The organism is Streptomyces sp. NPDC051452 (assembly GCF_044454765.1).
Taxonomy (GTDB): Bacteria; Actinomycetota; Actinomycetes; order Streptomycetales; family Streptomycetaceae; genus Streptomyces.
Genome location: NZ_JBITEB010000001.1, coordinates 862,021 through 885,180, shown reverse-complemented (window position 1 = coordinate 885,180; position 23,160 = coordinate 862,021). Strand labels below are relative to the sequence as shown.

Genomic DNA, 23,160 nt, shown 5'->3' with positions numbered 1-23,160 from the left:
ACCGACCGCGCCACAGCCGCGCCGCCCAGGGGGCGGTCCCGGACGAGACCGCCCCTTCCCATGCCTCGGATCGGGTTTCCCTGTAGGCCGGATGCCCTCGTGCGGATGCACGCCGGGTCCGCCCCGCCACATGATCCTGATCATGCGGACATCTTCAGTGACCCGGTCCATCCTTCGGCCGACACGGCGCGGCGGTGCGCGCCACGCCATATCCGCGGCTCTCGTCTGTGGCGTCCTGCTCGCGGGGACCACGGCGTGCGGTGACACCAGCGAGCGGACGAGTCGCGGCGGTGCTCCCGGAAACAACAACCCGGGCGCGGCGGGCTCCCCGAGCCCCGCCCCCCGGTCGCCTCTTCCGGGCGTCGGCGAGCGGATGTGGAACCGGGTACCGGCCGGTACCCGTCAGGCGGTCGTCGTCTACGGCGAACAGCGGGACTCGCCCGAGAGTGTCGTCGTGCTCTACGAGAAGGCGGGCACGACCTGGGTGCAGACGGGCAGTTGGCCCGCGCACAACGGCAGGCTGGGCTGGACGACGGACCATTACATGGACGACGAACGCAGCCCGGTCGGGGTGTTCACCCTGACGGACGCGGGAGGGGCGCTGCGCAACCCGGGCAGCCGGCTGCCGTACTGGTACGACGACCACGCCTTCGCGTCCGTGGTCGCCGACGACGAGGCCCACGACCACGACTTCGACTACGTCATCGCCATCAACTACAACCGTCTCAAAGGCGCCCCGCCCTACGACTGGAACCGGCCCGAGGGCGTGGAACGGGGCGGCGGGATATGGCTGCACGTGGACCACGGCGACGGCACCTCGGCCTGCGTCACCGTCCCGGAGGCCGGGATGACGACGCTGCTGCGCACCCTCGACCCCGCGCGGCACCCCGTGGTGGTGATGGGCGACCGAAACCACCTCGACACCTGAGCCCGGATCCCCGCTCCACGGTCCGAAGTCGCGGTCGCGGTCGCGGGCCTCGGTCTCGTCGAGGACGTGGACGCACGGCATTGAGCACCGACGAGGGCGGGCTCGTCGGTGCTCCGATGGTGGAACAGGGGGGCGGTTGGCCGAGATGGGGATCGGGTGGCCGGTGGGAGATGACTCGGCCGGTCGGGGGTCAGGCCGCCGGTGAGGATCGTTCCGCGGGAGGGAACCGGTCGTCGGCCACGACCCCGACGGGGCGGCGCGGACCGATCACCGTCGGCGCGGTCGAGTGTCGCTGGTCCCGGAGGAACCAACGCTGGGGCTCGCGGTGTGTGGCGTAGCCGAGCCGGACGTCCCAGCGGTCACTCTGGCGGGTGAGGACGATCGCGCAGAGGGGCGGCACGGCGAGATGCCAGAAGGCGCGTGTCGGCAGGGCCAGAGCATGGACGAGCGCGGCCCGGACGACGGCCGCCTCGGTGACGGCGGGCGTGTGGTCCGCTTCGGCCCTCGCGCAGCCCAGCCAGTCCGCCGTCCGGCGGCAGAGCTGTCGTACGGACTCACCGCCGTGCGGCGCGGCGTCCGGGTCCGTGAGCCAGGCGGAGAATCCGTGGGGGTCGGTGGCGGCGACATCGGCGCGGGTACGGCCTCGCCATGCGCCGAGATCGAGATCGCGCAACGCGGGTTCGGGCACCGCCGGCAGCCCCAGGGCGTCGGCGGTCTGCGCGCAGCGGATCGAGGGGGCCCGCACGGCGGGCCCATGGGACGAAAGCGCCGCTCCGGCGGCACCCGCGCTGTGGAGGCCGCGCTCACTCAGAGGGGCGTCGCCGAGGAACGGGTCCACGGTGGCGTCGCCGCCGGGCGCGCACAGGAACGTGAGGCGGATCGTCATGAGGGCGACCTCCTTCTTGCCCGGCATGACCCTGATGGTACGAGACCATGCGCCGGTTACTCGATCAGTTGCGCCGAGGAAGCGGGGGCGCGGCCCGTACCCGTGGTGGGTGGTACCGCGGCCGCCACGTCGCGCTCGTTGCTTCAGGGTCGGTGACGGCCCCGCCGCCGCACCAGCCGCCAGATGTCCAAACCCACCCGGCCGACCGGCCGACACGGCCCCGCCACCCGGCCGGACCGAAATCCCCGGGGTACTGCGCGAGGCCGCGATCGTGTGGGTGGCACCGGAGGCCGTCTCAGTCGCGTGCGGTGACGTAGAGGGTCTGGGTACCCCGGCCGATTGGGCCCTTCTCGTCGTGCAGGGCCGACTCCGCGAGGCCGATGCCCGCGCCGTCCACCATCGTCCGCGCGTCCAGGCAGACCCACTCGCCCTCGGGGTGGCGGTGCAGGCTGACGGTGAGGTCGGCGTTGACGAAGACATAGCGGTGGAAATCCAGGGCGGAACCGACTCCGTTGCCCGAGTCGGCGGCGGTCAGTACCCGGCTGAGGGGTGTGACCGCCTCGCCGGCGACCAGGGGGACCCGCATCCGCATCCAGGCCGTGGCCGGGCCGGGCTCCAGGAACGATCCGGCGGCGAAGCGCACCTCCATCGCGGTGTGATAGCCCTGGTCCCACGGGACGGGGAAGAACGCCTTCGGGGGTACGGCCCCGGGGCCGGGCACCTGGGGGCCCGGCGACACCGTCGGTACCGAGTCCGGCACGGTCCTCATCAGCAGTACGGTCGCCCGCATCACCTCGTCACCGCCGTCGGGTGTCAGACCCACCCGCACGAGTTCCACGCTGCGCCCGGCCCGCAGCACACGGGTGGAGACGGTCAGCGGCCGTATGGGTACGGGGCGCACGATCTCGTAGGTGAGCCGGGCGACGCGCAGGTCCGGTCGCCCACCCGGGCGCTGTTCCACGGCCAGGCCGAGCAGCGCGGCCGGAGGCCCGGCGTGCTGGGAGGCGGCATCCCACGGGCCCCGTGTGTTGGCGGTGGGGAGAAAGCGGTCGTGGCTCTCGCGCTCGTAGAAGGCATCGGCTTCGGACACCCGCATGGCTGTCTCTCCTCGTCGCTGGGGACCTGCGCTTCCCGCCAGCTTACTAAGCGCTTGTTCACAGGGGGTGGCCGCTTGTCGACTCCGCGCGCTTCCGCGACTTACGGCTGCGGTGCCGTGCGCCAGGCGCTCGCCGTGTGGCCGAGGGTGCCGGTGTTCCAGTCCAGGCGCAGGACGGCCAGGTCGTCGGTGTGCCGGTCGGCGTTGAGGGTGCGGGTGCTCGCGATGAGTCGGTCGAGGTGGGTGCCGGGGTCGGGCGTGTGGATCGTGTTGATGATGCGCAGCAGCCCCTCCAGCCCGAGCCGGGTGCCCGTGGTGTCCGCGAAGCCCTCGATGAGGCCGTCGGTGTAGGCGACGAGGGCGCCCCGAGTGGGCAGGGCGAGCGTGGTGGCGGGCCATTTGCCGAGCCCGGGGGCGATACCGAGGGCGACCCCGTGGGCCGCGGCGACCTCCTGGGTGCCGTCGGGGGTGATGAGGAGGGGCTCGTGATGGCCGGCCAGGTGGAGAGTGAGGGTGGCCGCGTCCGGGTCCAGGGTGATGAGCGTGCAGGTGGTGAACAGGTCGCTGTTGGCGCGCTCGGCGATGTGTATCTGCTCCAGCAGGTGGAGCAGCTGCTGGTCGCGATGGCCGCCGAGCGTCAGCGCCCGCCAGGCGATGCGGAGGCAGACGCCGAGCGCGGCCGCGTCGGGTCCGTGTCCGCTGACGTCGCCGATGACGGCGTGGACCTGGCCGTCGTCGGTCTGGACGACGTCGAGGAAGTCACCGCCGAGCAGCGCCTGGGCCCGGCCGGGGTAGTAACGGCTGGAGGCGGTGACGGCAGCGGAGGACAGCAGCGGCTCGGGCAGCAGACCGCGCTCCAGACGGGCGTTCTCCTCGGCGCGCAACCGCCCGAGCTGGAGGGCGGCGTTGGCGCGCTCGGCCTGCTTGCGCTCGACCGCGTACCGGACGGCACGCTGCATCAGGTCCGGTTCGACCTTGCCCTTGACCAGGTAGTCCTGGGCGCCGGCGGCGAGGGCCTCGACTCCGGCACGGGGCTCGTCCAGTCCGGTCAGGACGATGATGGCGGGATGGGTGTCCGCCTGGATCGCCTGGACCGTCTCCAGCCCGGACGCGTCGGGAAGGTGCAGGTCGAGCAGGACGCAGTCGACGGGGGCCGAGGCGAGCGCCCTGCGCGCCTCGGCGGCCGTGCGGCAGCGGGCGAGGGTATGCGGCAGGTCGGTGTCGTAGAGCAGCTCTTCGACGAGGAGGGCGTCTCCGTCGTCGTCCTCCACCAGGAGGATGCGGAACTCACCGGTGCGACCCACTGCCTGATCGGTCACGGCTGGGTCTTTCTCTCCGGGTCCGCGGGCGCGGAGTCGGCCACGGGAAGGGTGAAGAGGACGCGGGTACCCAACTTGTAGTCGGGGTCGATCCTGATCCTGCCGCCGTGGAACTCCACGACCTTCTTGCACATCGCCAGGCCGATGCCGGTACCCGGATAGGCGTCCTTGGTGTGCAGCCGCTGGAAGAGGACGAAGACCTTCTCCTGGAACTCCGGGGCGATGCCGATGCCGTTGTCGCCGATCGCGAACTCCCACTCGTCGCCCTCGCGCACCACGCTGATATGGACGTGCGGCGACCGTTCGGGGTCGCGGAACTTGATTGCGTTCGACAGCAGGTTCTGCCAGAGCATGCCCAGCTGCGTCTTGTCGCCGACGACCGTGGGCAGTGTGTCGTGGGTGATCTCGGCGCCGGTCTCCTCGACGGTCACGCTGAGATTATCCAGGGTCGTGTCCAGTACCGCTTCCAGGTCGACCGTCTGGTGGTCGTTGTGCACCCGGCCGACCCGGGAGAACGCCAGCAGGTCGTTGATGAGGTTCTGCATACGGTTGGCGCCGTCGACGGCGAAGGCGATGTACTGGTCGGCGCGGTCGTCCAGCTGACCGCCGTAGCGGCGTTGCAGCAGCTGCGTGAAGCTGGACACCTTCCGCAGCGGTTCCTGCAGGTCGTGCGAGGCGACGTAGGCGAACTGCTCCAGCTCCGTGTTGGACCGCTTCAGGTCCTCCGCCTGCTCGTTCAGCAAGGTGCGGGACGCCTCGGTGAACTCCAGCTCCTCCACCAGCCGCTGCCGCATGGAGTCCACGTCCGAGGCCAGTCGCCGCAGGTCGGCGGGGCCGCTGCCGGCGAGGGAGCGGTCGAAGCGGCCCTGCGCCACCTCGCGGGCGGCCGAGCCCAGCCGGCTGAGCGGGGCGGTGATACCGCGCCGCAGGCCCTCGAAGACGAGTACCGCCACCAGCAGGATGACGACGGCGATGATCGCGAACACCCAGTTCCGCAGGGTCACCGCCCGGCGCAGTTCGCGGGTGGCCGTCGTGCGCTCGCTCTGCAGGTGGGATTGCTGGCGTGCCATCGTGCGCCGCATCGCGTCGAACGCCGACTTGCCGTCGTCCGCCCGCTGTGCCGCGATTCTCACCGCGTCCTGGGCGGAGGCGCTCGAGACGGGCCGGGCTATGAGCCGCTGCCAGGCACCGGCCAGTCTCTCGACGTCGGCCAGGTCGGCGCGGGCCCGGCTGTCACCCTCCACCAGCGTCCCCAGGCGCCCGAGCGCGACCTTCTCGTCTCGCTCCCCCTGGGTGTAGGGCTGGAGGAACTCCTTACGGCCGGACAGGCCGTAACCGCGGATTCCGGTCTCCTGGTTGACGAGGGCCTCCTCGAGCCGCATCGACTCGATCAGCGCGGGAGAGCGCTTGTCCACCAGCTCGCTCGTCAGTTGTGTCGTGCGCCACATGGCCCAGCCGCCCAGGGAACCCAGGACCGCCAGGACGACCAGGGTGGTGCTGACCCCCGCCCGCAGCCACCGTCGGGTGGTCCAGTCGGTAAACGCACCCTTGCTGGGGGGCGGCTTGGTGTTCATCGTGGTTCGGGACCCTCGCTCGGTTGTGGGCCACGTCCGGGGCGCGCGGCAACCACACTGTACCCAGGGCCCGACAACGCATGTTGTCCCAGCTCCGGCCGACCCCATAGGGTGGCCGCATGCCTGGTCCACCTTCCGTTTCCCGCTCGCCCGCGGAGACGGCCGCGCTCGTGACCCAGGCGGTCGACGAGCTCACACGGCGCCTCGCGCACAGCAGCGTGCACTCGCCTGAAGATCTGCCGGACGCGGCCGGTGACGCCCGAAGAGGGGCGCTCGTCCGTCTGCGGATCCTCAACGACGTCAAGCTGGCCGTCCGGCGTCTGGAGGACCAGGCGGCCCACACCGCCGCCGAGAGCGGTGCCGGCTATCCCGAGATCGGCCAGGCCATGAGCATCAGCCGGCAAGGAGCCCGGCGCCGCTGGCCGGGGCTGATCACCAGCAGCACATCCCACCCGTCGTCCCACCCCACCCCCCGGAGCTCGTGATCATGGCTGCCGCCGCAACCCGCCCCTACGACGTGCTGCTGGTCGAGGACGACGTCGCCGACGCGATGCTCATCCAGGACGCCCTCTCGGAGCGGGGCGCCCGTAACCTCACCCAGGTCCCCGACGGCATCGCGGCCCTGGACTACCTGCGCGACGAGAACAACGAGCGCCCCGACCTGATCGTGCTCGACCTCAACATGCCGCGCATGAACGGGCGGGAGTTCCTCGCCGTGGTCAAGGAGGACGCCGACCTGCGGACCATCCCGGTCGTCGTACTGACCACGTCCGCCGCTCCCGACGACGTCACCGGCGCGTACCACCACCACGCCAACGCCTACGTCACCAAGCCCGTCAACCTCGAGGAGTTCGAGGCGGCCGTGCGCAGCATCGACGCCTTCTACCTCGACATCGCCGTCAAGCCCCCGAAGGAGTGACCGGCCGCGGGGGGGGGGGGGGGGGGGCCCCCCCCGCCCCGGGGGGGGGGGGGGGGGGGGGGGGGGGGCGGGGGGGGGGGGGGGGGGGCGGCCGGGGCGGGGGGGGGGGGGGGGGCGCCCCCCGCCCCCCCCCCCCCCCCCGCGGGGCGGCCGCCCGCCCCCGCCCCCCCCCCCCCCCCGGCGGGGGGGGGGGCCCCCCCCCGCCCACGCGCGCGTTTGCCCGCGGTCGCGCGAGACAGCCGCGTCTACGGCCGGGCGGAGTCGCCGGAGATTCCGTTTCCGTGCAGGGGGATGACGGCGGTGACCGCCTTCCCGACCGCCTCCTGACGCACGACGAGCTTCTCCGCGACGGCCTTCACGATCTCCAGGCCGTGCTGGCCGACACGCTCCGGGTCGGCCGCTCTGGGGGCGGGCAGCGCCGGACCGCTGTCCCAGACCTCTATCTCCACGGCGCCTTCCACCAGGCGCAGCTTCATCAGGACGGGTCCCGGCGCGTACTTGTAGGCGTTGGTGACCAGCTCGCTCACGACGAGTTGGGCCAAGCCGATGACGCGTTCCGTGACGGCGAGTCCCTGTTCGGTCCGCACCCCGGCGAGAAAGCTCACGGCGAGGCGACGGGCCTCGGCTATGCAGCCCCCGTCCGCGTCGAGGGCGACGGCCATGCCGGGCGGTTCAGCGGCGGGGCCGGTGACGGACTCACCGAGCGGCTCCGGGTTCATCAGGTCGGCTTCTCCCACCCCTTTGCTCGACCTCCCTCTACCCAGCCGGGCCCCTGCGACACCGGGTACGCATCGGTGACACGACCATCCGCACACCTCAGCGCTCAGCATACGGTGCGCTTCGCGCCGCGAAAGTGCCGGTCTGCGACTCGAGCGCGAATCGGCGGCCGGGGATGCGGGCGGGGTAACGATACCCGGCGATCCGCCCCCGTCCGCCGTCCCGGCAGTCAGGGCCTGTCTCTGGACCCCGCTGTCCCGCTCAGTGACGGACGGGTCGCCGGCCGTGGCGTGCGGAAGCCCCGCCGGAGTGCTCCGGCGGGGCTTCGGATCGTACGTCCCCGGCGCGCCTCAGGCCGTCGCCCCGGGGCTTCTCACGCCTTGGCCTGCATGGTGCGGCGTGCGGGGTTGCCCTGTTCGTCGGCCTTGGGGTCCATCTCGTCGGCCTTGGCCCGCACGCCCTGGGCGATGCGTTCGCCGATCGTCTTGTCGATGTTGCTCCAGTACTCGAAGGCCCGCTCGAGGACCGGCTTGGTGACGCCGTTGAGGAGGTGACCGACGACGTTGTCGACCAGGCGGTCGCGTGCGGCGTCGTCCAGGACCTCGCGGACCATGGTGCCGGCCTGTCCCCAGTCGTCGTCCTCCGGGTGGGAGACGTAGGCCGCACGGGTGATCTCGCCGTCGGCCGCCCAGCTGGGCGGGGTTCCGTAGCGCTCGGTGTCGGCCGCGGGGCCGCCCTTGCTGTTCGGGGCGTAGACCGGGTCGGTGGTGTTCCGGTAGGCCATCGCCCCGTCCTTGGAATACGTGTGGACGTCGACGACGGGTGCGTTCACGGGCAGTTGCTGGTAGTTGGCGCCGATGCGGTAGCGGTGGGCGTCGGCGTAGGAAAACAGTCGGGCCAGCAGCATGCGGTCCGGGCTCGGTCCGATGCCGGGCACCAGGTTGTTGGGCTGGAACGCCGCCTGCTCGATCTGGGCGTGGTTGTCGGTGGGGTTGCGGTCGAGCGTCATGCGGCCGACGCGGATGAGCGGATAGTCTCCGTGCGGCCACACCTTGGTGAGGTCGAACGGGTTGAACCGGTAGCCCGCGGCTTCCTCGTACGGCATCACCTGGACGTACAGGGTCCAGCTGGGGTAGTCGCCGTCCCGGATGTGCTCGAAGAGGTCACGGGTGTGGTAGTCCGTGTCGGCCGCGGCCATCTGGTCGCCCTCGTGCTGGGTGAAGAACTCGATGCCCTGGTCGGTCTTGAAGTGGTACTTCACCCAGAACCGCTCACCTGCGGCGTTGATCCACATGTAGGTGTGCGAGGTGTAGCCGTTCATGTGGCGCCAGGACCGCGGGATGCCACGGTCGCCCATCAACCAGGTGACCTGGTGCGCGGACTCCGGGGAGAGGGTCCAGAAGTCCCACTGCATGTCGTGGTCGCGCAGGTTGTTGTCGGCGCGCCGCTTCTGGGAGCGGATGAAGTGCTGGAACTTCATCGGGTCCTTGACGAAGAACACCGGCGTGTTGTTGCCGACCATGTCGTAGTTGCCTTCGCTGGTGTAGAACTTCACCGCGAAGCCGCGCGGGTCGCGCCAGGTGTCCGGGCTGCCCCGCTCCCCGGCGACGGTCGAGAAGCGGGTGACCAGGTCGGTGCGGGTACCGGGCTGGAAGACCGCCGCCTTCGTGTACGCGCTGACGTCGTCCGTGACCTCGAAGTAGCCGAAGGCGCCGCTTCCCTTGGCGTGCGGCTGGCGCTCAGGGATCCGCTCCCGGTTGAACTGGGCCATCTGCTCGATGAGGTAGGCGTCCTGGAGCAGGATCGGTCCGCCGGGGCCTACGGTGAGCGAGTGTTCGTCACTCTCCACCGGGGCGCCGGAATCGGTGGTGGTGGCGGGTTGGATCTCCGTCATGAGTCTGCCTTTCGTCGTGCAGCGTGACGTACCCGTGCCGGTCGACCCGCGTGCGGACGCGCCGCCGGCGGGGCGAGGGGCACCCTTCCCGGGCCGCTGCCCCGCTCGTACCGCGGGCACAACGGAGCCGCTCCGGGCGGAAGCCTCTCGGTCCCGACACGTCGCGTGACCCTGTGGGGCCGTCGTAAACGCCCGGGACGCGACCGATGTCCCGGGACGGGGCGGGTTTCCGCCAGTGCGCCCGCCCGCGGCCGAGGGGCACGACCATGCCGCCGAGGCCCTCCGGGCCGCGCCGCGCCCTCCGCCTCCTGGGCCAGGCCCCGTGGTCCTCTCCCCGAGGCCACGCACCCCCGCCCAGTGTGCGCGCCACTGCCCCTGCCCGTTCACTGAGAGGGACAGGCCTCGCCGAGGAGGTCGGAGCCGGATCGTTGCCGGGTCGCCGGAGGCACGCCATGGCAGGGCACTGGACACGAGGCGCGGCGGGTGCGGTGCCGGCCCTGGTCGTCCGGGTCGCGGCGGTCGGGTGCTCCGACTCCGGGAGCCCGTCGGACACCGCCGGAAAGGCGGCGTCGGCGGCCTCCTCCCTCGCGTCCCGGGGAACCGAGGCGCTGGACTCGGCCCGGGCGGAGGCCAGGCGCAGGCTCGCCGAGGTCAAGGGCGGGGTCGACGCCAAGGACGACGTGACGCTCGGTGCCGCCACCCTCGGTGGCGACGGCAAGGCCGAGGCCGAGGTGAGCGCCAGGAACTCCGCCGGATCCGCGAAGCCCTTCGCGGTGCGGGGGGAATTCAGGGACAAGGGCGGCAATCTGCTGGACGTGGTCGTGGTGACGCACAGGGACGTGCCGGCCGGCGCTTCCCGGAACGGCACCGCGCGCGGCAACCGCATGCTGACCGGTGAGGTGCGCGCGACGGTGGGAACGGCCCTGCGCTACTGACGACGCCTCGCATGCCGGAGTCGACGCGTTGCCTCCAGGGCCGGACGCTGTACGGGTCGCCTTCAGGCGTACACCCTGGACGTCCCGGGCGCGGACGGGCCGGCGGTGGAGACCAACGTCCACGATGTCCACCTCGGCGACGCGCGCCTGGCTCCCCTCTGGGCGGAACCCGACCGGCGCGGTGCGGTCGTCTTCGTCCATCCGACCTCGCCGCCCGGATGCCAGGAGGTCGATCTCGGGTCTGGTGCCGGCCGGCGTCACGGTCCACCACCCCGGGATCCGGCGGATCTTCACGCACGGTGCCGGCGAACTGTCCCTGTTCGTCCAGCGGTTGGAGGTGTTCGGCGCGATGCCGCCGACATCGCCCGGCGCCCCCGACATCGCCGTCCGAGAGGAACCGGGCGCGTTCCGATACGACATGGCGGGCACCCCCTTGCCCGATCAACTGCCCGCTTGTGCACGGGCCTTCGGCACTCGGCGGCTGCTGCACGGAAGCGGTGTCTGCTGGACTCCCTGCGCCGCCGTCCTGGCCCAGGTCGCCTCGATCGACGAGGCCCCGTAGCCGGAAGGGACCACTTGGCGCGAGCTGATCGGCCACAATGCCCGTCGCCTGCCGGGCAGTCGGTGAGTCGCGGGCACACCGTCGACTCACCCGGCCGATCCGCTCCCGTCACACGGCCTGTCCGTTTCTCCCACGCTGCCGATCCGTTCGCCTCACGCGAGGGCGGGCGGGTAGTTCCCGCCGGGAGCGTGAGCGCGCTGCCGGGGCACCTCGGCGACGGGCCAGGGCGCGGACGGCAGGACCTGCGCCAGCTGATGACGCACGCGGTCGGCTTCACCACGGGCCTGGGCCGGGACGTCACCACGCTCCGAGACGAGGCGGTTGAAGATCGGGGTTTCGTGGAACACGCTGGGCTGCCTTCCGGGACGGGCGCGGTACGGCAACCGCCGGGCTGCCGATCATGGACGGAAACGAGTATCCGATGCCACGGGCCCGCCCGGGGACCAGTTCCGGCACGCGGGACAGCGGGGTTGGTCACAGGGCCGGGTGCGAAGCCGGTGCATCGGCGGACGAAGCAGTCATGTCCGGACCGGGCACCGCCAGTCGGGACCCGGACCGGCGCACCGCCCCCGCGGGTCCGGGCACCCCGTTCCGGCGCACCGCCCTCGCGGATCCGGTCACCCCGTGCCGGCCACCGAGCCTGCGTGCCGAGGCGCTCAGCGCCTCCAGGCCTCCGGACCGCCGCCCCGCCACTCGATCCACTCGGCGCCCGACACGTCCTCCGGTTCGACGTCCTCCAGGCCGCTCGCGCGCAGGAACTCGACGACGTCGATGACCGTGTACGCCATCCCCGCGAAGCACTGGCCGACCCGGACCCTGCGGCCACCGTCCGCCGCGGGCGGGTACACGATCACGTGGGGCATGGCGCCACCATGCGCCCCGGCCGCGCCGGGACGCATGCGGAGGGCGGCCGTACGGGTAGCCGCCGTGCTCCCCGCGTGCGGACCTCGCGGCGCTCCCGCAGGGTAGGAGAGGCGTTTCGCATCCGGGGACAAATCCAGGAGGCGGGGACAAATCTAGGAGAAGGGGTGACGGGAGTGGCCGAGGCGACGACCGACGACGAGCGACGGGAAACCTGGGACACCTTCCGGGAAGTCGTCAACATGTCACCGTCCGCCCTGGAAAACTGGCTGGAGACCGACGAGTCGCGGGCGGCGGGGCAGAAGAAGGACGGCGACGGCGAGTCGACCGGGCATGCCTCGGGGCGCACCATCGTCGCCATCCTGCGGAAGAACAAGAGCGACCTGTCCGACTCGGACTACGCCCACATGCGCAAGGTCACCGGCTATGTCCACCGCCACCTCGCGCAGCGTCCGTCGGGAGACGTGCGGGACAGCCGATGGCGGCACTCGCTGATGAACTGGGGCCACGACCCCCTCGACGACTGAAGACACCGGACGCGCGAGCGGGGCGGTGACATCGGTGGGGCCACCGGGGGTACCCCGCTGGAGGAGGTCATGATGTTCGAGGCAAGCGACATCCGCGAATGGCGGGGCCACGACGTGGTGGACCGGGAAGGTCACAAGATCGGCGTCCTGGAGGCGGTCTATGTGGACACGGCCACCGACCAGCCCTCGTTCGCGACGGTGACCATGGGCCTGCCGACCCGGCGCCGACTGGCGTTCGTCCCCCTGTTCGGCGCCACGGTCGGTCCGGGTTATCTGAAGGTCGCCCACGGCAAGGACGTGGTCAAGAAGGCCCCGGCGATCGACACCGACGGCGAGCTGGCCGCCGAGGAGGAGCCGGGCGTCTTCGCCCACTACGAACTGGACTACACGGTGGGTGCGGGCGGCGAACGGCGCCTCGCCCGCCGCTGAGACGCGGCAGCAGCCGGGAGACCGGGAGATCCGATGAGCCTGTTCCTGTTTCTGATCCTCGTGGCCGTGGTCCTGGGCATCATCGGCTTCGTCGTCCACGGCCTGTTCTATCTGCTGGTCATCGGCGCCATCGTCCTCGTCGTCGACCTGGTCTACGGCGTGACGCGCGTCCGGCGCGGAGCCAAAGGGCGTCGCCGGGGTCGCTGAGGCGGTCGGCGCGGGCACCGAGCGGCGGCGGGTTCGGCCTGCCGGAAATCCCGGTGCCGCAACGGGCGGGGTGGGTTAAGGTCGGCCCCATGAACGTCACCGGCCGAGACACCGTCACCACCGCGCGAGCGACCAGCTCGCCGGTTGCCGCCGCCTGACCTTCACTCTTCCCACCGGCGACCGGAAACGGCCGCCGGTGGTGGTGTGACGTCCCGTCGTTCCCGCTTCCTCGCCCCGGTGTGACGACCACGTGGTCTCCCGTTTCCGGTGCCTCCCCGCCACGACGCGAAGGAGTCACCCCCATGGACACGGAGCACATCCAGCGCACGTTCGTCGAGTACTTCGAGGAGCACGGCCACCGCCGGATCACCGGTTCCACGCTGCTGCCACCGCCCGGCGGCCCCGTGCTGTTCACCACCGCCGGCATGCATCCGCTCACCCCGTATCTGGAGGGCCGGCCGCACCCGCTGGGCACGCGGCTGGTCAATGTGCAGCGCTGTCTGCGCACCACGGACCTGGAGGAGGTCGGCGACGCCACCCATCTGACCGTCTTCGAGATGCTCGGCACCTGGTCATTGGGCGACTACGACGGCTCGACGAGTCTCGACTGGGGCTACGGACTGCTCACCGAGGGGCTGGGGATCGATCCCGGGCTGCTGCACGCCACCGTGCACGGCGGTGACGACCGGACCGGGCCGGACACCGACTCCCTGCGGGTGTGGCAGGAGCTCGGCGTCCCCGTGGAACCGACCGTGGACGCCAACTGGTGGTCCAACGGGCCGGTCGGCCCGTGCGGGCCCGACTCGGAGATCTTCCTGTGGAGCGGTGACACCCCGCCCCGGTCGACGCCGACCCGCGACGAGCGCTGGGTGGAGGTGTGGAACCACGTGATGATGCGCTACCGCCGGCTCGAGGACGGCTCCCTCGTGCCGCTTCCCCGGCGCAACGTCGACACCGGGCTCGGCCTGGAGCGGCTGGCCTCGCTTCTCCAGGGCAGGTCGTCGGTGTTCGAGTGCGACGTCTTCGACCCCTGGCGCCGCCTTGTGCCGGACCTGTGGCCCCTGGACGAGCCCTCGCTCCGCCTGGTCTACGACCATCTGCGCTCGGCCGTCGTGGTGATCGGCGACCGGGTGCGCCCGGCCGCCACCGGGCAGGGCTACGTACTGCGCCGCCTGGTGCGCCGGGTGCTCACCGTGCTGTGGCGGGACGACCCCTCGCGCAGCCTGGGAGACCTGCCGCTGGAGCTGGTGTCGCACACCCTGGACCACTTCCGGCAGAGCGGCGAACCCGGCGACGTACGCCGGTTGTTGCTGGAGGAGGAACGCCGGTTCGGGCGACTGCTGGAGCGGGGCCGGAAGGTCCTCGCCCGGCCCCGGTTCCGGGGTCCGCTGCGTGAGGAGGACTTCCACCACCTCCATGACACCCACGGCCTGCCCCGCGAGCTGGTGACCGGCCTGCGGCCGGACCTGGGGGGAAGCTGACAGGGGTGCCGCCGGAGGGATGCCGCGCGGCGTCCCTCCGGTGGGCCGGTCGGGCGGTGGGGGCGGGGTCGGACCGCCTCGGCCCCCGCTCGCTCCCCCGCCCGGGGGGTATCGGCCACCGGTGGGGGGCTATTCTGGCCGCCGTACCTGGACACGGGGTGCCCCCGCACGGGGGCTGAGATCACACCCGTCGAACCTGAACCAGTTAGGACTGGCGGAGGGATGTCGCATGTCGTTGCCGTATGCCCATGAGAAGGCGGCCGTCGCCGCGTCGCAGCGGGTCTTCGAGGGGCGGATGCCGACGGCTCCCGGGGATCTGCGGGTGGAGGCGCGGGGCATCACCCCGGTGCCCGAGGACGCGCGCTACGGCAGCCCCCGCCGGCTGTTCACCGTATGGTTCGCCCCCAACCTGACCATGACGGGCGTGTTCACCGGCACCGTCGGCGCGGCGCTCGGCCTGGACTTCGCCACCGCGTTCGTCGCCGTGGTGCTCGGCACGCTGCTCGGCGCGGCGCCCACCGCCTACCTGGGGACCTGGGGCAGCCAGACCGGGGCAGGTCAACTGCCGCTCGCCCGGCTGGCCTTCGGGCGGGCCGTCGCCCTGCCGGGCGCTCTGCAGTGGCTGTCCTCCATCGCCTGGGACGCGCTGATCGGCCTGTTCGGCGGGGAGGCGCTGGCCCAGTTGTGCGGCTGGCCGTTCTGGGCGGGTGTCCTGGTGATGCTGGCGGCCCAGGGGGCGCTGGGCGTGCTCGGGTACGAGGCGATCCACCGGTTGCAGACGGTGATGACGTTCGCGCTCGCCGCCTCGCTCGCCGGCCTGGCGGTGAAGCTCCTGCACGGCACCCACCCCGCGACGGCCGCGACCGTGCACGGCGCCGACCGGGCGGGCGCCTTCGTCCTGACCTGCACCATCGCGCTGAGCCTCGCCCTGTCGTGGGCCCCGTACGCCAGCGACTTCAGCCGCTATCTGCCCCGGACGGCGTCCCGTGCGCGGATGTTCTGGTACACCCTGCTGGGTGTCAGCGTGTCCTTCGTGGCGGTGCAGGCGCTCGGCCTGTGGGGAGCCGCGCAGTTCACCGACCAGACCGCCCGCGGCGTCGACACACTGCTCGGCGGTGGCGCGCTCGGCGCGTTCGGGCTCCTCACGATCGCTCTCGCGGCGCTGTGCAGCAACGCCATGAACGATTACAGCGGATCGCTGGCGCTGCAGACCATGGGGGTGCGACTGCCCCGGCCGGTCGCGGCCGCGCTCGCCGCGGCCCTCGGTTTTCCGCTCGTGCTGTGGATGCACGCGGCCGACACCACCGCCCGCTTCCAGAACGTGCTGCTGTTCGTCGGGTACTGGATTCCCGCGTTCGTCGCGATCGTGGTCGTCGACTGGGTGGTGCGCGCCCGGGCCCGCGGCGGCCGCCCCGTCGACCTGGCGGCGGAGACGGCGGGGCCGCGGCGGCCGTGGTGGCCGGCCCCCGCCGCGTTCGTCGCCGGTTTCGCCGTGTCGGTGCCGTTCATGAGCACCAGCCTGTACGTGGGCCCGGTCGCCCGGGCGCTGCACGGCGCCGACCTCGCCTACCCCGTGGCGTTCCTCACGGCCCTGCTCGTCTACGCGCCGTTGCGCGTACGCCGCAGCGCCTGACCGTCCCTCCGTCCCTCGACAGCCCGCCGAGGCCGAGGCGCGCCGCTTCGGCTTCAGCGAACGTGGCGGGCGGGCCGGGTCGCGAGGTCGAGCGCCTGTTCCAGGGGCCCGCGCCGGAAGCGGTGGCGCCAGGCGGTCGCCGACAGAGCGGTGGCCGCGATGACGGCGAAGAGCACCGGCGGCACCGACATCGAGTCACCGTCAACCACCCCGACGTGGCAGACGCCGACGAGCAGCCACAGGCCGACGATGTGGCCTCACCCCCCTGGCGGCGGGGGCGCGATGCCCCTGTCCGCCCATGTCCTGCACCGAGTCGTACGCGGCACCCGGCGGCGACGGCCAGGCACCCCGCCACCACGGCGAGGGCCACACCGGTGTTGCCGACGATGGAGAAGGTCGTCTGGCTGTGGGGCGCCGCGACCAGCAGCCAGGCGGCCGGGGTGAATCAGCCGTCCCGTCGAGGGCGCACCGGCCGGACCGCGACGGCACTGGGCCTCCGGCGACTGCCGTGGCTCCCGCGACGGAGCCATCTCCCGCGCGGGCGGTGCCTCGGTGGGGGCGGGCGGCGCCGCGTCCGGGGCATGCGCACAAGGGGCCGCCGCGCGTCCGGCGCGGCCCGCCGGGTGGCTTTCCGGGGGCGCCCGCGCCGACCGGCCGGAGCCGCACCGGCCGATCCGGACCGTGGGGCCGATCGGCGGAAACGGCCCCTGTCCGCTCGCGCCCCGGCTCCCGGCGTGGTACGCATCGAAGCGGGCATGCGAGGAGCGGAGCACACGTGATCCGGGTACTGGTGGTCGACGACGAGGCCCTGATCCGGGGTGGCTTCACGCACATCCTCAGCGCGGCGGACGACATCGAGGTCGTGGCGGCGGTTCCGGGCAGCCAGGCGGTGCGCACGGTGCACGAGGCACAGCCGGACATCGTCCTGCTGGACATCCGGATGCCGGACGTGGACGGGCTCACGGTCCTGGGCGAGCTGCGCCGCATGCCGGACCCTCCGGTGGTGGCCATGCTCACGACGTTCGACGCCGACGAGTACGTGACGGCCGCGCTGCGCTCCGGTGCCGCCGGCTTCCTGCTCAAGGACACCGACCCCGAACAACTCCCGCACCTGGTACGGGCCCTCGCCGAAGGCGGGACGGTGCTGTCGTCGAAGGTCACCCGCACGGTGGTGGACGGCTATCTCGACAAGGGCGGACGCGAACCCGCCACCCGGCTCACCGACCGGCTCACCGACCGCGAGCGGGAGGTCCTCGTCCTCATGGCCACCGGGCTGGGCAACACGGACATCGGACGACGGATGAACCTGAGTACGGGCACCGTCAAAGGCCATGTCAGCGCGGTGCTCAACAAGCTGGAGGTCGGCAGCCGGGTGCAGGCCGTCCTGATCGCCGAGCGCGCCGGACTGCTCGGGCCGCCGCACGACGAGGACACCCCATGACCTCCCGGTGGACGCCCACGCCACTGCTCGACGCCGCCCTGGTGGCCGTCGCGCTGATCGACGTGTGGATCAACGTCGGTTTCCACGAACCCCCGGTGGCCCCGGTCGTCGCCCTGGTCGCCGCCCTCGCCCTCGTCATGCGACGCCGCCGGCCGCTGCTGACCTTTCTGCTCACGATCCCGGCCGCCATGATCACGGATTCGGTCGTGGCCCCCGTGGCGGCGCTGTACACGCTCTCCTCGCTCAGCCGTCACCGTGTCCTGCTGGGCGGCTGCGCCCTGGTGTACGCGGTCACCGACTTCCTGCCCTGGCCCTGGTCCACCCTGCGCACGGACGAACTCGCCGGGACCCGCAACATCGTCCACTTCGGCTACAGCCTCGCGACGGCGGCCGCTCCCGTCTTCCTCGGCCAGCTCGTCCAGGCCCGCCGCGAGCTGTCGCTGCGGCTCACCGAGATCACCGCGGCCCGCGAGTCGGAGCGGCTGCTGACCGCGCAGAGCGTCCTGGCGAAGGAGCGCGCGCAGCTGGCCCGGGAGATGCACGACGTGGTGTCCCACCAGGTCAGCCTGATCGCCGTACAGGCCGGTGTGCTCCAGGTCGGCAGCCGGGACGAGGACACCAGACAGGCCGCGGCCTCGATCCGGCGTCTGAGCGTGCAGACGCTGGACGAGCTGCGACACATGGTCAGTGTGCTGCGGGCGTCCGGCAGCCGTCCCACGGAATTGACTCCCCAGCCCTCCCTCGCCGATCTGCAACGCCTGGTCGCGGGCAGCGGCATCGAGGCCGAGCTGAAGACGGACCTGCCCGAGGACCTGCCGCCCACGGTCCAGCGGGCGGTGTACCGCACCGTCCAGGAGGCCCTGACCAACGTCCGCAAACACGCCCCGGGCGCCACGGCCACCGTCCGTCTGGTCAGCAAGGACGGCGTCGTGCACGCCACGATCACCAACACCGCCCCCACCCGGCCCCCGCTCCCGCTGCCCAGCGCCCACCACGGCCTCGCCGGTCTGGGCCAGCGCGCCGAACTCCTCGGCGGCACCGTCACGTCCGGGCCGACGGCCGACGGCGGCTGGGAGCTTCGCCTCCAGGTGCCCGTCGAACGGAACCGCTGACCGGTGCGGGCGGCCGGCGGCGCGAGGACACGCCGGGGGCCATGTGAGACCGTGGTGCAAGGAAACCCGCCCGCGGATGGGGCCGAGACCATGGCGCTCAGACACACGGCGAACGACCGCCGGGGCGATCCGTTCGACATCACGTCGGCCGCCGTCGCCCTGGTGGACGGGCATGGCACGATCCGGTTCTGGAGCGCCAAGGCACAGGCCCTGCTCGGTTATCCGGCGGCCGAGGTGCTGGGACGACCGGCGACGGCCGTCCTGGCGGCCGAGGACTCCCCCGCGTCCGCGCTGGCCGGGGCCCGGCGCGTCAGGGACGGCTGGGAGGGCCTGATCACCCTGCGACACCGGACGGGCCGGCGCGTCCGGCTGGCCGCTCGGGGCTGCCCCCTGCGCGCGGAGCAGGGCTCGGGCTGGCTCGTCGTCGCCTGTGACGTCGTCTCCTCGCGGGAGTGGGAGCTGGACCAGGCGGTGATGCGCGGTCTGCTGGAGGAGTCCCCGATCGGGATCGGGGTCCTCGACACCGAGTTGCGGTTCCGGTGGGTGAACCGGGTGCTGGCGGCGATGGAGGGACTGCCGCACGGCAACGGCGTCGACGGCACCGCCGCTTCGCTCCGGCCGGGAGAGGTGCCGCCCGCCGTGGACTGGCAGGCGCGCCAGGTGCTGATGTGGGGGCAGGTCACACCGGCCCTGGAGCATGTGACGCCTCCGCCGGGGCTGTCCCGTCGCAACGCGCAGGGCCATCTCCGGCTGCGCTCGTCGTTTCCGCTGCGCGACCTCGGGGGCAGGACGCTCGGGGTGTGCCACACGGCGGTCGAGGTGACCGCCCAGGACCGGGCACGTGAGCGGCTCGCCCTGGTCAACGAGGCGGCACAGCGCATCGGCACCACCCTGGACCTCGATCGCACCGTGCAGGAACTGGCCGAGGTGCTGGTGCCGCGGCTCGCCGACTTCGTCGCGATCGACCTCTTCCAGGGTGTCCTCGGGGCCAAGGACCTCGCGCCCGGGCCGGTCGCCCACGGCACGCTGCGGCGGGCGGCGCACCTGTCCGTCCGCAAGGATCTGCCGGAGGCACTCGTCCCGGTCGGGGAGGCCCCCGGGTACTCGGCCAAGTCCCCGCAACGGCGCTGTCTGACGACGGGCCGGCCGATCCGCGATCCGGTGCTGGACACCACGACCTGGTGGCTCACCGGGGACGAGCGGCGCCTGGACAAACTGGTGCAGCTCGGCGTGCACACGCATCTGGTGGTACCCCTGAGGGCGCGGGGCGCGACCATGGGGGTGGTCACACTGCTGCGCTGGGAGAACCCGGATGCGTTCGACGAGGACGACCTGCTGCTCGTGGAGGAGCTGGTGGCCCGCGCGGCGGTCTGCGTGGACAACGCCCGCCGTTTCGTCCGCGAGCACAACGCCGCCCTCGCCCTGCAGACCAGTCTGCTCCCGCCGGACCTGCCCGATCACTGTGCCGTCGACGTGGCCTACCGCTATCTGCCGACCGACGCCGAGGCCGGTGTCGGCGGCGACTGGTTCGACGTCATCCCGCTGTCGGGGGCCCGGGTCGCCCTGGTGGTGGGGGACGTCGTCGGACACGGCATCCACGCCGCCGCCAGCATGGGCCGGCTGCGCGCGGCCGTGCAGACCCTCGCCGACCTGGACCTTCCCCCCGACGAGCTGCTCGCCCACGTCGACGATCTCGTCCTGCGGCAGGCGGACGAGGCGGAGGCCGCCTCGGACAATCCGATGGTGATCGGCGCGACCTGCGTCTACGCCGTCTACGACCCGATCTCGCGGAAACTGAACGTGGCCCGCGCCGGGCACCCCACCCCCGCCATCGCCCATCTCAGCGAGCCCGTCGAACTGCCCGACATCCCGGCCGGCCCACCGCTCGGACTGGGCGGACTGCCCTTCGAGTCCGCCGAGATCGAACTGGAGGAGGGCAGTGTCGTCGCCCTGTACACCGACGGTCTGATCGAGGCCTCGGACCGCGATGTCGACGTCGGTTTCGAGCGGCTCTGCTTCGCCCTGGCCCACCCCGACCGGCCGCTGGAGGAGATCTGCGACACGATGGTCCGCATCCTGCTGCCGGACCATCCGCGTGACGACGTCGCCTTCCTCATCGCCCGGACCCGTGCCCTGACCCCCGACCGGGTGGCCTCGTGGGAGGTGCCCGCCGATCCCCGAGCGGTGCACGAGGCCCGGGAGAAGACGGCGTGCCAGCTGGCCGAGTGGGGGCTGCAGGACCTGGGCTTCACCACCGAGCTGATCGTGAGCGAGCTGGTCACCAACGCCATCACGCACGCCGCCGGCCCGCTGGGCCTGCGCCTGGTCCATGAGCGGTCCCTGATCTGCGAGGTGTCGGACACCAGCAACACCTCCCCGCACCTGCGCCGCGCCCAGAGCACCGACGAGGGCGGACGGGGCCTGTTCCTGGTCGCGCAGGTCTCCCAGCGCTGGGGCACCCGGTACACAGCCACGGGCAAGACGATCTGGGCGGAGCAGCCGCTTCCCGGCTGCGGCCCGCGCTGAGCGTCGTACGGCCGTGTGCCGGGCGGCCGTACCGGGTCAGGGTGTGCTGTCCGGGGCGCGGCCCGGGTCCGTACGGCGGGTGGACGCCTCGGCCCGGTCGGTCCGGGCCAGCAGCCGGGCTCGGGCGCGGGGCCACCACAGCAGCTCGCCCAGGAAGAGCGCGACCACCAGCCAGGAGACCAGCATTTCGCCGAACGAGCCGGCCAGGGTGTCGTACACGGCGAGAGCGACCGCCGCCACGGTGACGAGCGGGATGATCCAGCGGTGTGACCGGTCCTCCTCGGCCCCGCGGCGCAGGGCGGCGGCGTACTCGGCGACCGCGGGCGCCAGCCGGGGCTCCTCGGGGGCCTCACCCCGCCGGGTGGCCCGTACCACCGTCGCGCGATCGTCGGGGGCCAGCCGCAGGCCCGCGGGCCAGAGCCGGCCCATCCGGCGCGGCACCCGGGCGCCGAAGAGCAGGCCGAGGACCACCAGCACCACGGTCGCGGCCGCCCAGGAGCCCGACTCGAGGAGGACGAGGGCGCCGGAGAAGACGCCGGCGGCGAGACCGGCGCCCAGGGCGCGGTTCACCGGTCCGCACCGCCACAGCAGTCCCGGAACGAGAGTCACCGGTCCACCGTGACCACCGGCCGTCGCGGGCGCAACCACCGCACCGGCACGTCGGCCCGGGCATACGCGCACGGCCGGACCGGCGCGGTGTGGTCAGCCGGTGCGGTGGGCGCCGAAGCCGCTCTCGTGGTCCCAGACGTGCGCGCACGAGGGGCACTGCAGGTGGAGGCGGCCGCCGGTGGTGGCGAGGAGGTAGCGCCAGTGGTCGCCGCATACGCGGTGCCGGGCGCAGGTGGGGCAGTCCCGGCCGTCCGCGCAGTTCGGGCAGTTCACCCAGGCGCGGCGGCCGATGTCCGCCTGGGGGTCAAGCGGCAGCACGGCCGTCCCCGCGGCGCGGCAGGACACCGGCCGCGACGAGGTCGTCGTAGAGCCGCCGCTGCTCCGCGTCGAGGCCGGAGTAGAGCAGGTCGTACGCCGCCTCCTCGGCACGCAGCGCCTCGACGGGGTCCCAGTGCGGGCCGAGTGCGTCGAGGACGTGGGCCCGGCGGTCCATCTCGTGTCGGGTGAGGTCGACGGAGAAGTCGACCAGCTCGGGGGAAGGGGTTCGGTCGTGGGGGGACATACGACCGAACGTAGGGAGGCGTTCCCGGCCGCGACAAGAGGAGGTGGGGCACATCACAGCAGGTCGGAGGCGTGACGACCGGCCGCGGCGGGGCATGGAACGGCGCGCGGGAACCCGGCCGCGCTGATGGGGGCGGGCGTGCGACGGGTGTGGGTGGCCGGTTCCGGGCGGCGGGTCTCGGTACCCCCGGTCGGCCCAGCGGTGGGCGTTGCCCTTTCGGGCATCGGTCGTTAGGCCGGACATGATCAAGAAACTCGCGTTTGCCATCGTCCTGGCCGCCGCCCTCCTGGCCGCCGCGCCCGCCGCCGAAGCCGCCCAGGGCCCCGGCCCGTCCACCGGTGTCCCCGGTCCGTCCGCCGGCGTCCCCGGGGCGCCTCTCCTGGAGGGGCTCCTCGGTTCGCTGGAGGTGGGACATCCGGCCACCTCGCTCCAGTCGATCGTTCCCGGGGGCGTGCTGGGGGGCTGAGGCTCCGGTCCATTACCTCGAAGGTCATCGCTCGCGGGGTGCCGCGATGGCAGGATCGTGGGCGTCAGGAACCGACCGGCCGGAAGGGACGCCATGTCCGCCTATGCGATAGCCCACCTCCAGGAAGCCGCCCCGCACCCGGAGATCGCCGAGTACATCGCGCGCATCACCGGCACGTTCGCACCGTACGGCGGTCGCTTCCTGGTGCACGGCAATCCGCACGAGGTCAAGGAGGGCAGCTGGCCCGGGCACGTCGTCGTGATCGTCTTCCCGTCGATCGAGCGGGCACGGGCCTGGTGGGACTCGGACGCCTACCAGGAGATCGCCCCGCTGCGCTCCCGTCACATCGCCGGCGACATCATCCTGGTGCCCGGGGTGGGCGAGGACTATGACGCGGCGGCGACCGCCGAGGCCATGCTGGAGGCCATGACCGCCGGCTGAGGCCCGGCGGCCCGTCGACTCCGTTGTGCGCGTCG

Annotated in this window: 27 protein-coding genes and 1 riboswitch; of the genes, 15 read left to right on the top strand and 12 right to left on the bottom strand. The window is 72.6% G+C overall.

The genetic code is table 11. The annotated features are described in order from the left end of the window. Positions 1–142: 142 nt before the first annotated feature. Positions 143–928, top strand: coding sequence for a hypothetical protein (locus ACIBA9_RS03565; protein ID WP_399359662.1), 786 nt, complete (start codon positions 143–145; stop codon positions 926–928). Positions 929–1,118: 190 nt separating this feature from the next. On the opposite strand, the gene ACIBA9_RS03560 is transcribed toward ACIBA9_RS03565, so the two are convergent. The 4 genes from ACIBA9_RS03560 to ACIBA9_RS03545 form a co-directional block, all read right to left on the bottom strand. After that, positions 1,119–1,841, bottom strand: a complete 723-nt coding sequence (locus ACIBA9_RS03560) for a histidine phosphatase family protein (RefSeq protein WP_399359661.1) — start codon at positions 1,839–1,841, stop codon at positions 1,119–1,121. A gap of 268 nt (positions 1,842–2,109) precedes the next feature. Beyond that, entirely contained in the window at positions 2,110–2,910 is an 801-nt protein-coding gene (locus tag ACIBA9_RS03555) for a thioesterase family protein (RefSeq protein ID WP_399359660.1), read from the bottom strand. 101 nt (positions 2,911–3,011) lie between these two features. Continuing rightward, on the bottom strand, positions 3,012–4,229 hold the full coding sequence (locus ACIBA9_RS03550; RefSeq protein ID WP_399359659.1) for a PP2C family protein-serine/threonine phosphatase: 1,218 nt from the start codon (positions 4,227–4,229) through the stop codon (positions 3,012–3,014). Beyond that, positions 4,226–5,803, bottom strand: a complete 1,578-nt coding sequence (locus ACIBA9_RS03545) for an ATP-binding protein (protein WP_399359658.1) — start codon at positions 5,801–5,803, stop codon at positions 4,226–4,228. Before ACIBA9_RS03545 ends, ACIBA9_RS03550 begins: the two co-directional genes overlap by 4 nt. A gap of 119 nt (positions 5,804–5,922) precedes the next feature. Here ACIBA9_RS03545 and ACIBA9_RS03540 point away from each other — a divergent pair, with 119 nt between their 5' ends. Both ACIBA9_RS03540 and ACIBA9_RS03535 read left to right on the top strand, forming a co-directional pair. Next, entirely contained in the window at positions 5,923–6,288 is a 366-nt protein-coding gene (locus ACIBA9_RS03540) for a hypothetical protein (protein ID WP_399359657.1), read from the top strand. Positions 6,289–6,290: 2 nt separating this feature from the next. Further along, positions 6,291–6,722 carry a response regulator gene (locus ACIBA9_RS03535; protein WP_362162563.1) on the top strand — a complete coding sequence of 144 codons (432 nt, stop codon included), beginning with the start codon at positions 6,291–6,293 and terminating at the stop codon, positions 6,720–6,722. A 245-nt stretch (positions 6,723–6,967) separates the two neighbouring features. Here ACIBA9_RS03535 and ACIBA9_RS03530 read toward each other — a convergent pair whose 3' ends face one another. Both ACIBA9_RS03530 and ACIBA9_RS03525 read right to left on the bottom strand, forming a co-directional pair. Then, the gene (locus ACIBA9_RS03530; protein WP_399359656.1) at positions 6,968–7,441 is read right to left on the bottom strand and encodes an ATP-binding protein; all 474 of its coding nucleotides are present in this window, start codon (positions 7,439–7,441) and stop codon (positions 6,968–6,970) included. Between the two features lie 371 nt (positions 7,442–7,812). Further along, a complete protein-coding gene (locus ACIBA9_RS03525; RefSeq protein ID WP_399359655.1) occupies positions 7,813–9,333 on the bottom strand; it encodes a catalase in 1,521 nt (506 codons plus the stop codon). A 452-nt stretch (positions 9,334–9,785) separates the two neighbouring features. Between ACIBA9_RS03525 and ACIBA9_RS03520 the strand changes: the two genes are divergently transcribed. Both ACIBA9_RS03520 and ACIBA9_RS03515 read left to right on the top strand, forming a co-directional pair. After that, positions 9,786–10,268, top strand: a complete 483-nt coding sequence (locus tag ACIBA9_RS03520) for a hypothetical protein (RefSeq protein ID WP_399359654.1) — start codon at positions 9,786–9,788, stop codon at positions 10,266–10,268. Between the two features lie 244 nt (positions 10,269–10,512). After that, a complete protein-coding gene (locus ACIBA9_RS03515; protein ID WP_399359653.1) occupies positions 10,513–10,830 on the top strand; it encodes a hypothetical protein in 318 nt (105 codons plus the stop codon). A gap of 152 nt (positions 10,831–10,982) precedes the next feature. Here ACIBA9_RS03515 and ACIBA9_RS03510 read toward each other — a convergent pair whose 3' ends face one another. Together ACIBA9_RS03510 and ACIBA9_RS03505 are read right to left on the bottom strand one after the other, a co-directional pair. Next, positions 10,983–11,177, bottom strand: coding sequence for a hypothetical protein (locus tag ACIBA9_RS03510; protein WP_362162554.1), 195 nt, complete (start codon positions 11,175–11,177; stop codon positions 10,983–10,985). A 309-nt stretch (positions 11,178–11,486) separates the two neighbouring features. Then, a complete protein-coding gene (locus ACIBA9_RS03505) occupies positions 11,487–11,693 on the bottom strand; it encodes a hypothetical protein (RefSeq protein ID WP_362162552.1) in 207 nt (68 codons plus the stop codon). Positions 11,694–11,858: 165 nt separating this feature from the next. Here ACIBA9_RS03505 and ACIBA9_RS03500 point away from each other — a divergent pair, with 165 nt between their 5' ends. From ACIBA9_RS03500 to ACIBA9_RS03480, 5 genes are all read left to right on the top strand, one after another. After that, entirely contained in the window at positions 11,859–12,218 is a 360-nt protein-coding gene (locus tag ACIBA9_RS03500) for a DUF3140 domain-containing protein (protein ID WP_399359652.1), read from the top strand. Positions 12,219–12,290: 72 nt separating this feature from the next. Then, positions 12,291–12,647, top strand: coding sequence for a PRC-barrel domain-containing protein (locus ACIBA9_RS03495; protein WP_399360006.1), 357 nt, complete (start codon positions 12,291–12,293; stop codon positions 12,645–12,647). A 33-nt stretch (positions 12,648–12,680) separates the two neighbouring features. Beyond that, positions 12,681–12,854, top strand: coding sequence for a hypothetical protein (locus ACIBA9_RS03490; protein ID WP_399359651.1), 174 nt, complete (start codon positions 12,681–12,683; stop codon positions 12,852–12,854). A gap of 302 nt (positions 12,855–13,156) precedes the next feature. Continuing rightward, complete coding sequence (locus ACIBA9_RS03485) at positions 13,157–14,335, top strand: alanine--tRNA ligase-related protein (protein WP_399359650.1); 1,179 nt, start codon at positions 13,157–13,159, stop codon at positions 14,333–14,335. A gap of 144 nt (positions 14,336–14,479) precedes the next feature. Then, positions 14,480–14,575, top strand: a riboswitch (TPP riboswitch). Continuing rightward, positions 14,565–15,968 carry a purine-cytosine permease family protein gene (locus ACIBA9_RS03480; RefSeq protein ID WP_399359649.1) on the top strand — a complete coding sequence of 468 codons (1,404 nt, stop codon included), beginning with the start codon at positions 14,565–14,567 and terminating at the stop codon, positions 15,966–15,968. It overlaps the preceding riboswitch by 11 nt. 53 nt (positions 15,969–16,021) lie before the next feature. Here ACIBA9_RS03480 and ACIBA9_RS03475 read toward each other — a convergent pair whose 3' ends face one another. Then, positions 16,022–16,159, bottom strand: coding sequence for a hypothetical protein (locus tag ACIBA9_RS03475; RefSeq protein WP_399359648.1), 138 nt, complete (start codon positions 16,157–16,159; stop codon positions 16,022–16,024). Positions 16,160–16,743: 584 nt separating this feature from the next. On the opposite strand from ACIBA9_RS03475, the gene ACIBA9_RS03470 reads away from it, so the two are divergent. From ACIBA9_RS03470 to ACIBA9_RS03460, 3 genes are all read left to right on the top strand, one after another. Continuing rightward, positions 16,744–17,409, top strand: a complete 666-nt coding sequence (locus ACIBA9_RS03470; RefSeq protein ID WP_362162541.1) for a response regulator transcription factor — start codon at positions 16,744–16,746, stop codon at positions 17,407–17,409. Further along, positions 17,406–18,521, top strand: a complete 1,116-nt coding sequence (locus ACIBA9_RS03465; RefSeq protein ID WP_399359647.1) for a sensor histidine kinase — start codon at positions 17,406–17,408, stop codon at positions 18,519–18,521. Before ACIBA9_RS03470 ends, ACIBA9_RS03465 begins: the two co-directional genes overlap by 4 nt. Positions 18,522–18,611: 90 nt before the next feature. After that, entirely contained in the window at positions 18,612–21,047 is a 2,436-nt protein-coding gene (locus ACIBA9_RS03460; protein ID WP_399359646.1) for a SpoIIE family protein phosphatase, read from the top strand. 36 nt (positions 21,048–21,083) lie between these two features. On the opposite strand, the gene ACIBA9_RS03455 is transcribed toward ACIBA9_RS03460, so the two are convergent. The 3 genes from ACIBA9_RS03455 to ACIBA9_RS03445 all read right to left on the bottom strand — a co-directional run bounded on the left by ACIBA9_RS03455 (position 21,084) and on the right by ACIBA9_RS03445 (position 22,218). Beyond that, the gene (locus tag ACIBA9_RS03455) at positions 21,084–21,656 is read right to left on the bottom strand and encodes a hypothetical protein (RefSeq protein ID WP_399359645.1); all 573 of its coding nucleotides are present in this window, start codon (positions 21,654–21,656) and stop codon (positions 21,084–21,086) included. A 93-nt stretch (positions 21,657–21,749) separates the two neighbouring features. Next, entirely contained in the window at positions 21,750–21,974 is a 225-nt protein-coding gene (locus ACIBA9_RS03450; RefSeq protein WP_399359644.1) for a hypothetical protein, read from the bottom strand. Next, positions 21,961–22,218: a DUF6400 family protein gene (locus tag ACIBA9_RS03445; RefSeq protein WP_362162531.1), complete on the bottom strand. Its 258-nt coding sequence runs from the start codon at positions 22,216–22,218 to the stop codon at positions 21,961–21,963. The genes ACIBA9_RS03450 and ACIBA9_RS03445 overlap by 14 nt, the downstream gene beginning before the upstream one ends. A gap of 241 nt (positions 22,219–22,459) precedes the next feature. On the opposite strand from ACIBA9_RS03445, the gene ACIBA9_RS03440 reads away from it, so the two are divergent. After that, positions 22,460–22,684, top strand: coding sequence for a hypothetical protein (locus ACIBA9_RS03440; protein WP_399359643.1), 225 nt, complete (start codon positions 22,460–22,462; stop codon positions 22,682–22,684). 93 nt (positions 22,685–22,777) lie between these two features. After that, a complete protein-coding gene (locus ACIBA9_RS03435) occupies positions 22,778–23,125 on the top strand; it encodes a DUF1330 domain-containing protein (RefSeq protein WP_362162527.1) in 348 nt (115 codons plus the stop codon). Positions 23,126–23,160 lie beyond the last annotated feature (35 nt).

Bases quoted from the DNA above. Each gene is read 5' to 3' on its own strand.
- ACIBA9_RS03560 (WP_399359661.1), bottom strand. From the start codon at position 1,841: ATGCCGGGCAAGAAGGAGGTCGCCCTCATGACGATCCGCCTCACGTTC.
- ACIBA9_RS03530 (WP_399359656.1), bottom strand. From the start codon at position 7,441: ATGAACCCGGAGCCGCTCGGTGAGTCCGTCACCGGCCCCGCCGCTGAA.
- ACIBA9_RS03465 (WP_399359647.1), top strand. From the start codon at position 17,406: ATGACCTCCCGGTGGACGCCCACGCCACTGCTCGACGCCGCCCTGGTG.
- ACIBA9_RS03480 (WP_399359649.1), top strand. From the start codon at position 14,565: ATGTCGTTGCCGTATGCCCATGAGAAGGCGGCCGTCGCCGCGTCGCAG.
- ACIBA9_RS03520 (WP_399359654.1), top strand. From the start codon at position 9,786: ATGGCAGGGCACTGGACACGAGGCGCGGCGGGTGCGGTGCCGGCCCTG.
- ACIBA9_RS03490 (WP_399359651.1), top strand. From the start codon at position 12,681: ATGAGCCTGTTCCTGTTTCTGATCCTCGTGGCCGTGGTCCTGGGCATC.
- ACIBA9_RS03495 (WP_399360006.1), top strand. From the start codon at position 12,291: ATGTTCGAGGCAAGCGACATCCGCGAATGGCGGGGCCACGACGTGGTG.
- ACIBA9_RS03460 (WP_399359646.1), top strand. From the start codon at position 18,612: ATGGCGCTCAGACACACGGCGAACGACCGCCGGGGCGATCCGTTCGAC.
- ACIBA9_RS03540 (WP_399359657.1), top strand. From the start codon at position 5,923: ATGCCTGGTCCACCTTCCGTTTCCCGCTCGCCCGCGGAGACGGCCGCG.
- ACIBA9_RS03565 (WP_399359662.1), top strand. From the start codon at position 143: ATGCGGACATCTTCAGTGACCCGGTCCATCCTTCGGCCGACACGGCGC.
- ACIBA9_RS03435 (WP_362162527.1), top strand. From the start codon at position 22,778: ATGTCCGCCTATGCGATAGCCCACCTCCAGGAAGCCGCCCCGCACCCG.
- ACIBA9_RS03475 (WP_399359648.1), bottom strand. From the start codon at position 16,159: ATGTCGGTGCCGCCGGTGCTCTTCGCCGTCATCGCGGCCACCGCTCTG.
- ACIBA9_RS03440 (WP_399359643.1), top strand. From the start codon at position 22,460: ATGATCAAGAAACTCGCGTTTGCCATCGTCCTGGCCGCCGCCCTCCTG.
- ACIBA9_RS03485 (WP_399359650.1), top strand. From the start codon at position 13,157: ATGGACACGGAGCACATCCAGCGCACGTTCGTCGAGTACTTCGAGGAG.
- ACIBA9_RS03445 (WP_362162531.1), bottom strand. From the start codon at position 22,218: ATGTCCCCCCACGACCGAACCCCTTCCCCCGAGCTGGTCGACTTCTCC.
- ACIBA9_RS03545 (WP_399359658.1), bottom strand. From the start codon at position 5,803: ATGAACACCAAGCCGCCCCCCAGCAAGGGTGCGTTTACCGACTGGACC.
- ACIBA9_RS03535 (WP_362162563.1), top strand. From the start codon at position 6,291: ATGGCTGCCGCCGCAACCCGCCCCTACGACGTGCTGCTGGTCGAGGAC.
- ACIBA9_RS03555 (WP_399359660.1), bottom strand. From the start codon at position 2,910: ATGCGGGTGTCCGAAGCCGATGCCTTCTACGAGCGCGAGAGCCACGAC.
- ACIBA9_RS03505 (WP_362162552.1), bottom strand. From the start codon at position 11,693: ATGCCCCACGTGATCGTGTACCCGCCCGCGGCGGACGGTGGCCGCAGG.
- ACIBA9_RS03525 (WP_399359655.1), bottom strand. From the start codon at position 9,333: ATGACGGAGATCCAACCCGCCACCACCACCGATTCCGGCGCCCCGGTG.